Source organism: Castellaniella sp. FW104-7C03, assembly GCF_040276085.1.
In the GTDB taxonomy this organism is placed as follows: domain Bacteria; phylum Pseudomonadota; class Gammaproteobacteria; order Burkholderiales; family Burkholderiaceae_B; genus Castellaniella.
This window is the reverse complement of the sequence record NZ_JBELOK010000003.1, coordinates 255,229-271,174: the sequence shown is the minus strand read 5'-3', so window position 1 is coordinate 271,174 and position 15,946 is coordinate 255,229. Positions and strand designations below refer to the sequence as shown.

At 58.5% G+C, this 15,946-nt stretch carries 12 protein-coding genes; 8 read left to right on the top strand and 4 right to left on the bottom strand.

Going from position 1 to position 15,946, the window contains the following annotated elements; genetic code table 11:
* The first annotated feature begins 49 nt into the window (after positions 1 to 49).
* Complete coding sequence (gene dinB / locus ABS758_RS05220; protein ID WP_350381232.1) at positions 50 to 1,183, top strand: DNA polymerase IV; 1,134 nt, start codon at positions 50 to 52, stop codon at positions 1,181 to 1,183.
* A gap of 53 nt (positions 1,184 to 1,236) precedes the next feature.
* On the opposite strand, the gene ABS758_RS05215 is transcribed toward dinB, so the two are convergent.
* Complete coding sequence (locus ABS758_RS05215; RefSeq protein WP_350381231.1) at positions 1,237 to 2,112, bottom strand: MOSC domain-containing protein; 876 nt, start codon at positions 2,110 to 2,112, stop codon at positions 1,237 to 1,239.
* 184 nt (positions 2,113 to 2,296) lie between these two features.
* Between ABS758_RS05215 and ABS758_RS05210 the strand changes: the two genes are divergently transcribed.
* Complete coding sequence (locus ABS758_RS05210; RefSeq protein ID WP_350381229.1) at positions 2,297 to 3,487, top strand: acetylornithine transaminase; 1,191 nt, start codon at positions 2,297 to 2,299, stop codon at positions 3,485 to 3,487.
* 152 nt (positions 3,488 to 3,639) lie between these two features.
* Here ABS758_RS05210 and ABS758_RS05205 read toward each other — a convergent pair whose 3' ends face one another.
* Entirely contained in the window at positions 3,640 to 5,814 is a 2,175-nt protein-coding gene (locus ABS758_RS05205) for a malate synthase G (protein WP_350381228.1), read from the bottom strand.
* Between the two features lie 223 nt (positions 5,815 to 6,037).
* A complete protein-coding gene (locus tag ABS758_RS05200; RefSeq protein ID WP_350381226.1) occupies positions 6,038 to 6,874 on the bottom strand; it encodes a fumarylacetoacetate hydrolase family protein in 837 nt (278 codons plus the stop codon).
* A gap of 454 nt (positions 6,875 to 7,328) precedes the next feature.
* Between ABS758_RS05200 and ABS758_RS05195 the strand changes: the two genes are divergently transcribed.
* From ABS758_RS05195 to ABS758_RS05175, 5 genes are all read left to right on the top strand, one after another.
* Positions 7,329 to 8,402 carry a TRAP transporter substrate-binding protein gene (locus ABS758_RS05195; protein ID WP_350381224.1) on the top strand — a complete coding sequence of 358 codons (1,074 nt, stop codon included), beginning with the start codon at positions 7,329 to 7,331 and terminating at the stop codon, positions 8,400 to 8,402.
* A gap of 24 nt (positions 8,403 to 8,426) precedes the next feature.
* Complete coding sequence (locus tag ABS758_RS05190) at positions 8,427 to 9,059, top strand: TRAP transporter small permease subunit (RefSeq protein WP_350381222.1); 633 nt, start codon at positions 8,427 to 8,429, stop codon at positions 9,057 to 9,059.
* Entirely contained in the window at positions 9,052 to 10,350 is a 1,299-nt protein-coding gene (locus ABS758_RS05185) for a TRAP transporter large permease (protein WP_350381220.1), read from the top strand. The genes ABS758_RS05190 and ABS758_RS05185 overlap by 8 nt, the downstream gene beginning before the upstream one ends.
* 44 nt (positions 10,351 to 10,394) lie before the next feature.
* Positions 10,395 to 11,123, top strand: a complete 729-nt coding sequence (locus ABS758_RS05180; RefSeq protein WP_350381219.1) for a maleate cis-trans isomerase family protein — start codon at positions 10,395 to 10,397, stop codon at positions 11,121 to 11,123.
* 172 nt (positions 11,124 to 11,295) lie between these two features.
* A complete protein-coding gene (locus ABS758_RS05175) occupies positions 11,296 to 12,012 on the top strand; it encodes a GntR family transcriptional regulator (RefSeq protein WP_350381218.1) in 717 nt (238 codons plus the stop codon).
* Between the two features lie 27 nt (positions 12,013 to 12,039).
* On the opposite strand, the gene ABS758_RS05170 is transcribed toward ABS758_RS05175, so the two are convergent.
* Positions 12,040 to 12,759 (bottom strand): GntR family transcriptional regulator, encoded by a 720-nt coding sequence (locus ABS758_RS05170; protein WP_350381216.1) that lies wholly within the window; start codon positions 12,757 to 12,759, stop codon positions 12,040 to 12,042.
* A gap of 178 nt (positions 12,760 to 12,937) precedes the next feature.
* Here ABS758_RS05170 and ABS758_RS05165 point away from each other — a divergent pair, with 178 nt between their 5' ends.
* The gene (locus ABS758_RS05165; protein ID WP_350381214.1) at positions 12,938 to 15,946 is read left to right on the top strand and encodes an FAD-binding and (Fe-S)-binding domain-containing protein; all 3,009 of its coding nucleotides are present in this window, start codon (positions 12,938 to 12,940) and stop codon (positions 15,944 to 15,946) included.

Below are 15,946 nucleotides of genomic sequence, written 5' to 3'. Positions count from 1 at the left end.
TCTCCAAGCTAAATCTGCGCCCGATGCCGCCTGAAAGCCGGGATGCCTCATGTCTGAAACCCCTGTTCGCCGAATCGCCCATCTGGATATGGATGCGTTCTTTGCATCTGTTGAGCTGCTGCGCTATCCGGAATTGCGCGGGCAGCCCGTGGTGATTGGTGGCCGCGGCGAGTCGCCCCAAGATGGCCGTTACGCGCGATTGCGGGATTATGTGGGGCGCGGAGTCATCACCACCGCTACTTATGAGGCGCGGGCGCTTGGCGTACATTCGGCCATGGGTATGATGAAAGCCGCCCGGTTGGCTCCGGATGCCGTGATGTTGCCGGTAACCTTCGCCGCCTATCGCCATTATTCGCGTCTGTTCAAGGCGGCGGTGGCTGCGATTGCGCCCCGGATTGAGGATCGCGGCATCGATGAAATCTACGTTGATCTGACGGGCATGCCGGAGGACTCAGAGACGCTGGCACGGCGGATGAAGCAGGCTGTTCGTGATGCCACCGGCCTGGTCTGCTCTATTGGCATTTCGCCCAACAAACTGCTCTCAAAGATCGCCTCTGATCTGGACAAGCCTGACGGCATGACATTGATTGGCCCCGGTGATTTGCAGCGGCGTATTTGGCCATTGCCGGTTTCCAAGGTCAATGGGATTGGCCCCAAGGCTACCCGTCGCCTGCGGGACATGGGTATCGAGACCATTGCACAACTGGCAGCGGCCGCACCGGATCAGTTGCAGGAGGCTTTTGGTCTGGGTACGGCGCGGTGGCTGATGGACGTGGCTCGCGGGATTGATGACCGGCCTGTGGTGGTGGAGTCAGAGCCCCGCTCAATCAGCCGGGAGACAACCTTCGAGCGTGATTTGCATGTGCAGCGGGACAAGGCCCTGTTATCTACGATCTTCCGGGATTTATGCGAGCACCTGGCCCAGGATCTGGCTCGCAAGCGGGTACGCGGGGCCACGATTGGTATCAAGTTGCGCTTTGACGACTTCCGCATTGTGACCCGGGATCTGACCCTGGATGAGGCCATTGGCGATGCCGACGCCATCCATCGGGCCGCCGGGCGGTGCCTCAAGCGGGTAACCCTCGATCGGCGCCTGCGCCTGCTGGGGGTGCGGGCCAGTAAGCTCGAGCCCGTCGATAACGGGAGCGCTGCGCGCCACCCGGTGCAGTTGTCGCTGTACTGAGCGGCATTGATGCGGTGCAGTACGCGGGTGCGGGTATCGACACCGCCACAGGATCAGAAATCGAATTCGGCTTCAACCGCCATGCCCGTTTGCAACTGGCGCACGTCCTCGGGCAAGGCCACTACGGCATTGACGCCAAATAACACGCCTTGTTCAAATTGACGATGGCGTGCCAGCGTCTGGCCTGGCTGGGCAGCAGTTTGGCCAGTGTGCGGATCTACATTGGGAATGGGACAACGCGCGCAGGCCTTGACGAAGGCGAACTGGATATCACCCACGCGTAAGCTTGCCAGGTGGTCTTCGTCGTAGGGCTCCAGCCCCTGCAGCACGATATTGGGCCGAAAGCGGATCATCTCTGCAGGTAGATGGCCGTCTGCCTGCAGCTGCTGGTTGAGTTCTTCCAGCGAGGCCTGGTTGCACACTAAAAACGGAAAGCCGTCGGCAAAGCCAAATTGGTGGTGTGTCAGGGGTAAAAACGCGGCAGCGTCTTCGGGGTGTTTGTCAGCCCAGCTTTGGACGTGCGCCGGGCTGGCCAGGCGGTGTGCTTGCGGGTGCACCTGCAGCAGGCGGCAAGAGACGTCCAAAAACGTGCTCAGCCAATGGGCAACGTCGTCGCCCTGATCCGTCCCTTGGGTTGTGGTGCCCCAGACGGTTACTGGCACGGGCGGGGCGTCGCCGGCTGTGCCGGCAGCCACAAAGCAGTCGGGCATATCGGGCGCCTTGAGCCACAAGCCGTCCGCCTGTGGCAGGGGTTGAATCAGCACCATGCGGGGATGCTGGCGCTGTGTCATGAAGGTGCCGGTGCTATCCACCAACATCCATTGGCGGTCTCCCGCCAGCCCGGCATGGGTGACAGTGATGCGGTCGTGGCGCACCCCGGCGCAGGATTTGACGGGGTAGGTGTACAGGCTGTGGATGCTGGCGGACATGGTGTTTTTGTGTGGCGGACGGGCTCGAGTGCTTATTCTAAGCGCTGCAAGGCAGCCGGCGTGTGGTGTTGATGAGACTGGTGCCTGCTTGTTTGCTTGTGTGGCGCCCATGCCGCCCCGCCCGGGCGGTGTTCCGACCTAAAATACTGGTTTTGATGTCGCTGTCTTACTGGAAATCATACCCATGACCATTGATCGTGCAGGGGTTAACGCCCTGATGGAAATCACATCCCGTCCTGATCTCGTGTTTGTTGGCGGCCAGGGATCCTGGTTGCAGGATAGCGCGGGCAAGCGATATCTCGATTTCATCCAGGGATGGGCCGTTAATTGTCTGGGGCACAACCCTGCACCCATGGTGGACGCGCTGGCCAGGCAGTCGCATGCGCTGATCAACCCCTCGCCGGCCTTCTACAACCAGCCTTCCATTGATCTGGCAAAGCGTATTGTCGAGGCCTCCTGCTTTGATCGCGTGTTTTTTGCCAATAGCGGTGCCGAAGCCAACGAAGGCGCCATCAAGCTGGCGCGCAAGTGGGGCCAGTTGCACCGCAAGGGTGCCTACAAGATCATCACCTTTGATCACAGCTTCCATGGCCGTACGTTGGCAACCATGTCGGCCTCTGGCAAGGCTGGCTGGGACACCAAGTTTGCGCCGCAGGTGGACGGTTTTCCCAAGGCCGATCTCAACGATCTGGATTCAGTGCGCGCCCTGATTGATGATCAAACTGTCGCCGTAATGCTCGAGCCTGTGCAGGGCGAAGCCGGTGTGATCCCGGCTACCCCAGCGTTCCTCCAGGCGCTGCGCGCACTCACGCGTGAGCACGGCCTGCTGCTGATTGTCGACGAAGTACAAACCGGGATGGGCCGTACGGGCCGTATGTTTGCCTATCAGCATGCCGGCATCGAGCCCGATATCATGACGCTGGGCAAAGGCATTGGCGGCGGGGTGCCGCTGGCCGCCCTGTGTGCCCGCGAGGCCGTCAGCTGCTTTGAGCACGGTGACCAAGGGGGTACCTACAACGGCAACCCCCTGATGACGGCGGTGGGTGTGGCGGTGTTCGATACGTTGGCTGCTCCCGGCTTTATGGACGCCGTCAACCAGCGGGCCAATCAGCTTTCGGCCGGCCTGATGGCGCTGTCCGACAAATGGGGGATGAAGGGCGAGCGTGGCCTGGGCCTGTTGCGCGCCCTCATCATGGATCGCGACGATGGCCCGGCGCTGGTGGCCGCTGCCCGCGAGCGTACGCCCGAGGGCCTGCTGCTGAATGCGCCGCGTGGCAATTTGCTGCGCTTTATGCCGGCGCTTAATGTGTCGGCCCAGGACGTCGACACCATGTTGCAGTGGCTGGACGATCTGGTGGCGCAAGTACGCCGCTGATCGATCTTCAAGCCACTGCGGCGCTCGTCAGCGGGTGCTGTATGCGCGGTGGTGGCCGGCCATAAGGTGTGTCTCGCCTGATGCCAGCAATAAAAAAGCCAGGGCCTGGTGCGTAACCGGGCCCTGGCTTTCTAGACGATTCGCGGTGGCAATCAGGCCTTGACGGCTTGCTCAGCCTTTTTTACCTGGCGCCAGTGGTGCAGCAAGGGCTCGGTGTAGCCATTGGGTTGCTCCAGCCCCTTGAAGATCAGGTCGCTGGCGGCCTTGAAGGCGCACGAAGTATCAAAGTGGCCGTCCATGGGCTCGTAGGCGGCATCTCCTGCGTTTTGCTTGTCGACCACGGCGGCCATGCGGCGCAGGGTGGCTTCAACCTGGCTGCGGTCAGTGATCTTGTGCAGCATCCAGTTGGCGATGTACTGGCTGGAAATGCGCAGGGTGGCACGGTCTTCCATCAGGCCGATATCGTGGATGTCGGGGACTTTGGAGCAGCCTACGCCTTGATCCACCCAGCGCACCACATACCCCAGAATGCCCTGGCAGTTGTTGTCGAGCTCTTCCTGGATCTGTTCGGGCGTCCAGCCCGTATCCTTGGCCACCGGCACCGTGAGGATGCGGTCGGTGTAGTCTTCGTGGTGGCCTTCCAGCCCCTTTTGTACCTCGACCACATCCACTTGGTGGTAGTGCAGGGCATGCAGGGTGGCTGCCGTGGGAGACGGAACCCAGGCCGTGTTGCCGCCTGCTTTGACGTGGTTGATTTTTTGCTCGAGCATGGCTGCCATCAGGTCGGGCATGGCCCACATGCCCTTGCCAATCTGGGCATGGCCGCGCAAGCCGCACTCAAGCCCGGTCTGGACGTTGTTGAGCTCGTAAGCCTGGATCCAGGCCTGGGTTTTCATGTCACCCTTGCGCACCATTGCGCCGGCGCGCATCGAGGTGTGCAGTTCGTCACCCGTACGATCGAGGAAGCCGGTATTGATGAAGGCGACGCGTTCTGCGGCTGCGGCGATGCAGGATTTCAGGTTGACGCTGGTGCGCCGCTCTTCGTCCATGATCCCCATCTTGATGGTGTTGGGTGCCAGGCCCAGCAGCTGCTCGACGCGGGCAAAGATTTCGCTGGCAAAGGCGACTTCATCCGGGCCGTGCATTTTGGGTTTGACGATGTAGATGGAGCCTGTGCGGGTGTTTTTACGTGCGGTGAGGTCGTGCATGGCGGCCAGCGACGTGCACACGGCATCCAGGATTCCTTCGGGGATTTCCTGGCCTTGGGCATCCAGGATGGCCGGGTTGGTCATCAGGTGGCCCACGTTACGGACAAACATCAGGGAACGGCCGTGCAGGCTGGCGGTGCTGCCGTCGCGTGCGATGTACTGGCGATCGGGATTAAGGCGGCGGGTAATGGTTTTGCCACCCTTGACCAGATCTTCGGTAAGGTCGGCTTTCATCAGGCCCAACCAGTTGCGATAGGCCAGCACCTTGTCTTCGGCGTCTACCGCGGCCACGGAGTCTTCGCAATCCATGATGGTGGTGAGGGCTGCCTCGAGCACCACGTCCTTGATGTGGGCGGTGTCGGTCTTGCCGATGGGAGACTGAGCGTCAAACTGGATCTCGAAGTGCAGGCCGTTTTGGCAGAACACCAGCGCCTCGGGTGAGGCGGCGTCGCCCCGATGCCCCAGGAAGCAATCATCCTGGGCAAGTGTGGTGACGGTGCCGTCTTTCAGTGTGATTTTCAGATTGCCGGATGCGACCGCATACGCGGTGGCATCACGGTGAGAGCCCTGCTTCAGGGCAATGGTGTCGTCCAGAAACTGGCGGGCAAAGGCGATGACGCGTGCGCCACGTACGGGGTTGTAGCCGCCGGCGCGGGTGGCGCCGTCGGTTTCAGGGATGGCATCCGTGCCGTACAGGGCGTCGTAGAGGCTGCCCCAGCGCGCATTGGCTGCGTTAAGGGCGTAGCGGGCATTCATGACGGGCACCACCAACTGCGGCCCGGCTTGCCGGGTGATTTCGGTATCGACGTGGGCGGTGGTGACTTTTACGTCGGCCGGGACATCCTTCAGGTAGCCGATTTCGTGCAGAAACGCGCGATAGGCGGCAGGGTCGGCCACAGCACCCGGATGCTTGCCATACCAGTCGTCCAGCGCGGCTTGCAGGCGGTCGCGCTCGGCCAGCAAGGCCTTGTTCTTGGGGGCGAGGTCTTGAACCATAGCCGCCAGACCTTTCCAGAAGGCATCAGCCTGTACCCCTGTGCCGGGCAGCGCTTCTTGTTCGATAAATTGGTGCAGTACCCCTGCGACCTGGAGGCCATGGCTGGAGATGCGATCGGTCATGATGGTCCTTGGATAGTCTGAATACAAACCTAAATTATAGGCAGTCTTCTATAAGAGTTAAAGCGGCAAAATTGAGTAGCGTCAATCTTGGTTGTAAGCCAAGTGTTTGTCAGGCAATGAAAAATTTTTGTACGAGCCCCTGGCTGCGGCCTATATGCCGAAGCGGATACTGCTTATTTGTACGCCTTTTTCTAAAGTACGGCAGGCGGCTTTTGGTGTGGCCTTACCCGGGAAGAATCTGGATGTGTTGTTCGCCCAGAATGCCTCCGGAGGCCGTGATTTTGTCGCCCGGTTTCAGATAGCTGCCGGTGGCAAGCCCCACCCCAGCCGGTGTGCCCAGCGTGATGACGTCGCCGCAAGACAGGCGGAAAAAGCGGGAGATATAGGCAATCACCTGCGCCACATTGAAAATCATCCCCGAGGTGTTGGCGTATTGCTTGCGCTGCTGGTTGACGGAGAGCGCCAGCTGGATTTCGCCAGGGTTGGGGATGTCGTCAGCGGTAACCAGCCAGGGCCCCAGCGGGCCAAAACCGGGGGCGCTTTTGCCGATGGTCCATTGGCCTGCGTAATGGTTTTGCCAGTACCTGTCGGTGAAATCATTGCTTAAGCAATAGCCGCCTACGTAATCCAGTGCGTGGGCTTCGCTGACTTGCCAGGCGTCCTGGCACAGCACCACGGCCATCTCCACTTCGTAGTCAAGCTCGTGGCTGCCGGGAGGGATGATGAGGGGGTCGTGGGGCCCGGCGATACACGTAGGGGCCTTATTGAATACCAGGGGGTGTTGGGGGATGGGCAACTTGGCTTCGGCTGCGTGGTCTGCAAAGTTAAGCCCCAGACCAATGAAGTTGTGAACCTTGGCGATGCAAGGCCCCAGGCGGATGGCCGCAGGCAGCGCAGGCAAGCGGGACGTATCCAGCGTACGCAATCGCTGCTGCACCTGTTTTGTGAGGGTGGCGCCGGTGATGTCATCCACGACGTCAGACAGATCGCGGTAGATGCCTTGGGCATCGATGAGGCCGGGGCGTTCTTGGCCGGTGGCGCCGTGTCGAAAGAGTTTCATTGCAGTGCCCTCAAAGCATGAAATTTGCGCAAGGTAAAAACCTGCCCTTGCCGGCCGAGCCCAGGAAGCTTGCTTGCTGAGTAGTTTGGCCGGCTGCCACGCGGGTGGTTTGAGGGCCTAAAGCATGTATAAAGCCTAATATTAAGCGCTTATTGTCAACATTAGTGTTTTCACTTATATAGTGAATTTACCAAGATTTAATAAACAGTGTTTTCTACTGAAATTTCTATTTATATTCATACAGTTATATAAAATATAAAAGAATTTCTGTTCTATTCAAAAAATGTTTTTGAAGGCTTTTTCAAAGTAAATCACAGCACTTTGTATGCAGTTTGTTTTGACATATTGTACACATCATGTTTATGCTTGGATCGCCAATCCGTCCGTCAGGCGTCAGCCGGGGTTTTGCAGGCGGTTATTCACCACACATACGATTAGATATGGCAAGGAGACAATGATGACTTTCAAAATGAAGAGCCTTTTTTTGGCCTCTGCACTGGCTTTCACGTGCGTGGCCTCCACCACCGCCTGGGCAGAGCCTGAAACACTCAGGGTGCTGGGCAATTTTTCGGGTAATAAAAAGCAGGTGGATCTGGTCGAACGGCCGTTTTTCACCAATCTCGCCAAAGACACGGGCATTTCTTCAAAGATCAGCTACAGCCCCATGGATCTGGTCAACGTCAAGGCGGCGGATGCCATGCGCCTTCTGAAATCGGGCGCCTTTGATATCGCTTCGGTGCAGATCGGCATGGCCGCACGTGACGACCCCTTCCTCGAAGGTATCGATCTGGCAGGGGTTGCCACCAATGTGGCAGATCAGCGCAAGGTCATGGAAGCCATCCGCGACGAGTTTGATAAGGAAGTCCAACAGCGCTTCAATGTCAAAACGCTGGCCTTGTGGCCCTTTGGCCCGCAAATCCTGTTTTGCAAAGACCCCATCGAAAAGCTCGCCGATTTCAAAGGCAAGAAAATCCGCACCTTTACAACCTCCATGGCCACCTTGGTACAAGGCCTGGGGGGCTCACCTGTTACCTTGCAGTACGCCGAAGTTTATCTGGCACTGCAGCGCGGTGTAGCCGATTGCGGCGTGACCGCATCGTCTGCCGGCAATGGCGGCAAATGGCCTGAAGTCACCAAGTATCTGGTGCCGCTGGCTGTGTCCAACTCGATGCAAGGGCACTTCATCAATCTGGATACCTGGAAGCAGTTTTCTGCCGAGCAGCAGCAGGCGCTGACCAAGGCATTCAAGAAGATGGAAAGCGATATGTGGGATCTGGCCATCGACGTCGATAAAGATGCCACCAATTGCAATACCGGCAGCGCCGATTGCAAAGAGCACACCAAGTACAACATGACACTCAATCCGGTCACCCCGGCCGAGCTCGCACAGCTCAAGGGCGTGGTTAATCGCCAGGTGTTGCCCCAGTGGGCCGAGAACTGCAATTCGGTGATTCCAGGCTGCTCGGATCGTTGGTTGTCCACCGTCGGCAAGGCGATGGGTTACGGACGGATCTCCGGGGTTAAGTAATACGATTGGATCGGAGACTCTCTCATGGCCAGACCAAATTTGATCGCCAATGCGTGCTTGCCGGTTGCAAAAGCCGCGGCGTATGTGGCTGGGTATGCGTTGATCGTGTTGTCGCTGTTGATTACCTATGACGTCATTGTTCGCAAGGTGTTCAATGCATCCTCTCTGGGAACAGACGAAATCGGTGGTTATATCGTGGCAATCATGGCGGCTTTCGGCTTTACCTATGCCTTGTTGAAAGACGCCCATACGCGCATAGACATCTTCTACCAGTGGCTGCCCAGGCGTTTGCGGCTGCTGGCAAATTTTCTGGCCATGGCAGGCATGGCGGCATACGCCTGCTTCATGGCGTGGCGGGCGTGGGGCACCCTGGCCGAAAGCATCGAATACGGCAGTACGGCCAATACGCCCCTGCACACCCCGCAGTGGATTCCGCAATCTATCTGGTTATTGGGCCTGATTCTGTTTGCCGTGGTTGCGGTACTGCTCTTGTTGCATGCCGTGTGGTTGATGGTGCGGGGGCATTCGCACCAGGCATTACAGTTTTATGGGCCCAAAACCCTCGAAGAAGAAATCCAGGAAGAGCGCCTGAGCGTGGACGATCTGGATGGTCGGCCATCCAGCACCGCCGTCGCCAAAGGAGCTTCTCATGATTGATTTTGGCACGGCGTTTATCGGTTTCCTCATCATGCTGTCACTGATGCTGGTGGGCATCAGCATCGCGGCATCCCTTTTTCTCACGGCCGCGTTGGGGGCCCTGGTTTATCTGGGGCTGCCCACCCTCATGTCTTTTGGCAACACCATGTGGGGGGCGCTCAACGACTTCATCCTCACGTGTATTCCCCTGTTCATTCTCCTCGGAGAAATCCTGGTGCGTGCAGGCGTGACAGACCGCATGTATCGCTCTTTGGCGGGATGGTTGTCGCGCCTGCCCGGGGGCCTGCTGCACACCAATATCGTGTCGTGCTCCATTTTTGCGGCAATTTCCGGTTCTTCGGTGGCAACCGCCGCCACAATTGGTACGGTGGCCTTGCCGGCACTCGAAGAACGCAAGTACGACGAGAAACTGGTGCTGGGAACGATTGCTGCAGGGGGCACCCTGGGGATCTTGATTCCACCCAGCATCAATATGATCGTCTATGGCGCCATCACCAATACGTCCATTGGCAAGCTTTTCATTGCCGGTATTGTGCCCGGCTTGCTGCTGGCCGCCATGTTCATGCTGGCTATTGTCTTGCTCTGCGTCATGCGCCCTTCTTTGGCTGGGGTCAAAGAAGCGGTTCCGCCTTTGTCGCAACGCCTTAGGGCCCTGTGTGATCTGATTCCGCCCGGCCTGGTTTTCTTTGTTGTGATGGGTGGCATCTACATGGGCTGGGCGACACCCACCGAGGCCGCGGCCATCGGTGTGGTGATGTCGTTGCTGGTGGCGGCGTGGTATCGCAAGCTTAGCTTTGCCATGCTGCACGAGTCGTTTCTCGCGGCGACACGCACCACCGCCATGGTGCTGCTGATCATCCTTGGAGCGTTCTTTCTAAATTACGTCGTCGGTATCCTGGGGGTGCCGCAGGCCGTCTCCAGCTACGTGGCTGCGCTGGGTACGACGCCCATCGAAACCATGTGGATTCTGGTCATCCTCTACATCATTCTGGGATGTTTCCTCGAGACCCTGTCAATGATGATCGCCACAGTACCCGTCATCGTGCCGCTGGTGGTGTCGCTGGGTTTTGACCCCGTCTGGTTCGGGATTTTCCTGGTACTGATGATGGAGCTGTCGCTGATCACTCCTCCGGTGGGCATGAACCTCTATGTGGTGCAGGGGATTCGCGGCAAGGGTTCCATCATGGATGTCATCCGCGGCTCACTGCCCTTCGTGGTGATCATGCTGATATTGGTGGCATTGATCATTTATTTTCCCGGTATTGCGCTTTGGCTGCCTTCGCATCTGTAGCGCCGGGGCCGTCCACTTTGTTTATTCAGATCAAGAGGTAAAAAATGGCCAAACGTGTGTTGCTCGGAATCCTGACGCCCTCCTCAAATACGGCGCTGGAGCCACTGACCAGCGCCATTGTCAGCGAGGTGCCGGGGGTCTCGGCACACTTCGCGCGGTTTACCGTCACCGACATTTCGCTGGATAAGAACTCCTTGCGGCAGTTTGATACCCAAAAGATTCTGGATGCGGCCAGGCAACTGGCGGATGCGCGTGTGGATGTCATCGGCTGGAGCGGCACAGCCGCCAGCTGGATGGGTTTTGATTCGGATGAGGCCTTGTGCCGCGAAATCACCGGGGCCACAGGCATACCGACCACGACCTCCGTGCTTGCGCTTAACGAAATCCTGGCGCTTACCGGGGTCAGGAAATTGGGCCTGATTTCGCCCTACATCGAGTCTGTGCAGCAAAAGATCATCGCCAACTATCACTCGGCTGGTATCGAGATCCCTGCCGAGCGGCACGCCGATTTGCACGTCAACTTCGAGTTCTCCGAAGTATCCGAGGCCCAGATCATGCAGATGGCCCGAGAAGTGACCACTGCCGGGGTGGATGCGCTGACCGTGATGTGCACCAACGTCAAGGCGGCACAACTGGCTGGTCGAATCGAAACCGAGTTGGGCGTGCCTTTGTACGACTCCGTCTCTACGGTAGTCTGGAAAGCACTGAAGCTGGCTGGGACAGACCCGAAACAGATCAAAAACTGGGGGCGCCTGTTTCGGGAAGTGGGCTGAGCCAGGCTGTCCGATATCTTGTGGCAGTTTAAACGCGACAATATCGACAAAAAATTGTTACTGTGTTGTGTACAATAAACTGCAACAAAACGAATTTCTGATGTTGGCCGGCCTTCCATTTGCTCCAGCCCTCGGGCCGTGCAGTGGGCAACTACTCTGAAGCCTCAATACTATGCTCACCCCAGTCAAGAAAACCGCCCCCCGCCGCAAGCAGACGCGAGCCGTCATGAGTGTCGAGGACATCTACCAGCGTATCCAGCTGGGTATCCTCGAGCGCCGCTTGCTGCCGGGAGCCAAATTGGCTGAAGAGCGCCTGGCCGAAGTGACCGGCGTCAGCCGCACCAAGATCCGCCAGGTGTTGGCGCGTCTTGCACACGAGCAGATCATTACCCTGATCCCAAACCGTGGTGCCTACGTGGCGCAGCCCACTGTAGAAGAAGCCTGCGAGATGTTCGAAGCCCGGCGCCTGCTCGAGCCCCCCCTGGTGGCCAAGCTGTGCAGCCAGGCCACACCAGAAGACGTGGCGGTGCTGCGTCAACACCTGACCGAAGAAAAAGAGGCCCGCGATCAGGATGACCTGCGCAGGATCATCCGCCTGTCGGGCGTCTTTCACATCCATTTGGTGGATATGGTGGCCGGTGGCTTTCTGGCCCGCGCGATTCGCGAGCTGACGTCCCTGACGTGCCTCATCATCACCTTGTATGACAGCCCCACGGCCGCTGCATGTCCGCAAAACGAACACGCCGACCTCGTTGATCTGATCGAGGCGGGCGATGCGGCAGGCGCCGAGCGCCTGATGCGCGAGCACCTGATCCACATCGAGCGCAGCCTCAATCTAAACGGCGGCCAGGCACTTGAGCCGGATTTCGAGGAAATCTTTAAGGTTTAAGGATTTGGGCTTGGCTGCTGTGGCGGTTTAGCTGACTGCTGCACTACTGTTTTCTGCAGCCAGCATACGCAGCACGGTTTCGCGCTTGGTTAGCAGGTGCTGGCGCAGCAATGCCGCCAGCCGCGGGCCATCCCGAGCCTCAAGAATCTGGATCATCTCGGCGTGCTCTTGCACGGCTTTGTCCCATTTGGCGTGTTCCAGGTTCGAGCGAAAGCGCAGCGCCTGCAGCCTTTGGTTTGTGGTGAGATAAATATGGCGTAGTGACGCATTGCGGGCCACTTGATTGATCTTGTCGTGAATCTCGTGGTTTTTTGCATAGTAGCCAGGAAGGTCTCCCTGGGCGTGGCACGCCAGCATCGTGTAGTGCAATGCCTTGATCTCGGCCAGCTCGGCCGGGGTGATGCGCTCGCAGGCCAGTAAACCGGAAAACGCTTCCAGCCCGCTCATGAGCTCAAAGAGCTCGCAGACCTCGTCTTCGGAAATCTGGAAAACAGAGGCACCCCGATTGGGGGTAATAACAACCAGGCCCTCGGCTGCCAGCACTTTCAGGGCTTCTCGTAATGGCGTGCGAGAGATACCCAGGCGCTCGCAGAGCTCACGCTCGTTGAGTTTGCTGCCGGGCGGCAAAACGCCTTCGACGATGAAATTGCGCAGATGCCCCACCACGGTATCGTGCAGCTGCGTGCGTGTCAGGCGGGAGATTTGTGCCGGCGGGTGCTCTTGGTGGATATTTTTAGCGTTTTGCATGCAAAAGACAAATATATTCAAACGACGTCATGGTACTCGATTGTATGTTTTCCGGGAAGAACTAGGGAAAATACCCACGCAAAACAGGGGGGTTATGCGCCTTTGACACTTTCTTTTCGGAATAAGTGTTGTTAATCTAAATTGAATTCAAAATTCAATATTCACGGTACTGTACTCCATGGATACTCTGGCGCCTCGCACAATTGTTCATGCCGGCCAACAGCGCAATGCGCTGTCGCAACGTCTGGCTCGCGAAGTCCAGGGTGAAATCCTGTTCAGCAGCGGTGATCGCGGGCGTTATGCCACAGATGCCTCTATCTACCAGATAGACCCCATCGGGGTCTTGGTGCCAAAAACCTTCGACGACATCCGTATTGCAGTAGATATCTGCCGCGAACTCAAGGCGCCCATCATTGCTCGTGGGGCCGGTACCTCGCAGTGTGGGCAAACCGTGGGTCATGCCCTGATCCTCGACAACAGCAAATACCTGAACCAGATTGTTGATCTGAACCTCGATGCCATGACGGTTACCGTCGAGCCAGGCATCGTGCTGGATCAACTGAATGCCGCCTTGCGCCCACATGGCGTGTGGTTTCCGGTGGATGTCAGCACGGCAGCCCAATGCACGCTGGGGGGTATGGCGGGCAATAACTCCTGCGGCTCACGGTCAATCGCCTACGGCAATATGGTGCACAACGTGCAGGCCATCGATGCCTTGTTGTCGGATGGCACCGAAGGCTGTTTTCAGGCAATGGCCCAGATGCTGGATGACACGTCTCGCCTGGGTGCACTGGTGCAGTCGCTGCGCGATATCGCCACTCGCGAGCACGAAGAAATCGCGCGCCAGGTGCCCAAGGTGCTGCGTCGGGTTGGGGGCTACAACCTGGATATATTTAATCCGCAGAGTGTTCGTCCGTATACGCCGGATAACAGTGTCAATCTGGCGCATTTGCTGGTGGGCAGCGAGGGCACGTTGGGGATCACCCGGCAAATCACCCTGAAACTCTCGCCGTTGCCGGCCAACAAGGTGCTGGGGGTGGTTAATTTTCCGTCGTTGCGTGCCGCGATGGAGTCTGCCAAACATATTGTCACCCTCGAGCCCACCGCCGTCGAGCTCGTCGACCACACCATGATCACGTTGGGTCTGGGCAATCCCGCCTTTGCGCCGGTTATCCGTCAGGCCCTGATTGGTGAGCCCAGTGCCCTGCTGCTGGTCGAGTTTGCCGGCCCGTCGCGTGATACTCAGTTGCACAAACTTGATCAATTGGCGGATCTGATGGGTGATCTTGGTCATCCGGGCTGTGTGGTACGCCTGCCCGAGGCCCATCAGCAGCAGGCCTTGTGGGGTGTGCGCAAAGCGGGCCTGAACATCATGATGAGCATGCGGGGCGATGGCAAGCCGGTATCCTTCATCGAAGACTGCGCTGTACCACTAGAGCACCTGGCCGATTACACCAGTCGCCTCACCGAAATTTTTCACAAGCATGGCACCAGCGGTACTTGGTATGCCCATGCCTCAGTGGGTACGCTGCATGTACGGCCGATTCTCGATATGCGGGCGGGTGGTGCCGAAAAAATGCGGGCTATTGCCGAAGAGGCCAGCGCTATCGTGCGCGAATACAAAGGGGCCTACTCCGGCGAGCACGGCGACGGTCTGGTTCGCAGCGAGTGGATCTCCTGGCAGTTTGGTCCGCGCCTGGCTCGTGCTTTCGAAGACATCAAGGCGCTGTTCGACCCTGCCGGCCTGATGAATCCGGGCAAGATCGTTCATCCACCCAAAATGGATGACGTCTCCCTGTTTCGCTTCAAGCCGTCATACCAGATACTGCCATTTCAGCCTGGTCTTGATTGGGGGGCCTGGAATGTCACTCAAAACCCCCGCGAGCAAACCTCTGGGCCCGCCGGCTCGGGCAGCGATCCAGCCAAGGGCTTTGGCAAAGCCATCGAGATGTGCAACAACAATGGCCACTGCCGCAAGTTTGATGCGGGGGCCATGTGCCCCAGCTACCGTGTCACCCGCGACGAGCAGCACCTTACCCGTGGGCGTGCCAATACCTTGCGTCTGGCCTTATCGGGCCAAATGGGCCCCAATGCGTTTGTGTCCGAAGAGGTCCGACGCAGTCTGGACCTTTGCGTGGGCTGCAAGGCTTGTAAACGTGAGTGCCCCACCGGCGTCGATATGGCGCGGATGAAAACAGAATTTCTCTATCAGTGGCAAAAGCAACATGGCACGACACTCAAAGATCGCCTGATCGCCACGATGCCCAAGTGGGCGGGCTGGGCTGCACGCATGCCGTGGCTGTTTAATGCACGAGATACCGTGCCGGGTGCCGCGTGGCTGTCCGAAAAACTCCTTGGGTTTTCGGCGCGGCGCACACTGCCCAGGTGGCGGCGCGATACCTTTCTATCTTCAGCGCCTGCCGATCATCACGACGACGCAGATGTGGTGCTGTTTGCCGACACCTTTAACAACTACCTCGAATCCGAGAACGCACACGCAGCGCTGACGGTGCTGTCTGCAGCAGGCTACAAGGTGCATGTGGCACGCCCGGCCAGCCATGACGCCGAGCGTCATCGGCCCTTGTGTTGCGGGCGCACCTACCTGTCGGCAGGCTTGCTCGACGAGGCCAAAAAAGAAGCCAGCCGTGTGGTGTCTGCCTTGCAGCCTTTTGTGGCGCGCGGTGTGCCGGTGGTGGGGCTCGAGCCCTCGTGCCTGCTGTCGCTGCGTGACGAATTCTTGGTGATGGGGCTGGGAGAAGACGCGCAGGCGCTGGCCAAACAATCGTTCCTTTTCGAAGAGTTTCTTGCCAAAGAGCACCAGGCTGGGCGCCTGAATCTGCCACTGAAGGCGCTGCCGCAAACGCGCGCATTGCTGCATGGACACTGTCATCAAAAGGCCTTTGACGCCGTCAGGCCAGTGCAACAGGTGCTGGGCCTGGTGCCCGGGCTTCAGGTGCAGTTGATTGAGTCCAGCTGTTGCGGGATGGCGGGCGCTTTCGGTTACGAAGCCAGCCACTTTGATATTTCCATGAAGATGGCCGAGCTTTCTTTGTTACCCGCTGTGCGCAGTGCCGGGCCCGACGATCTGATTGTTGCTGATGGCACTAGCTGCCGCCACCAGATTGTTGATGGTGCACAGCGCCAGGCAGAACACGTTGCCCGGGTGCTGGAACGCGCCCTGGCGTAA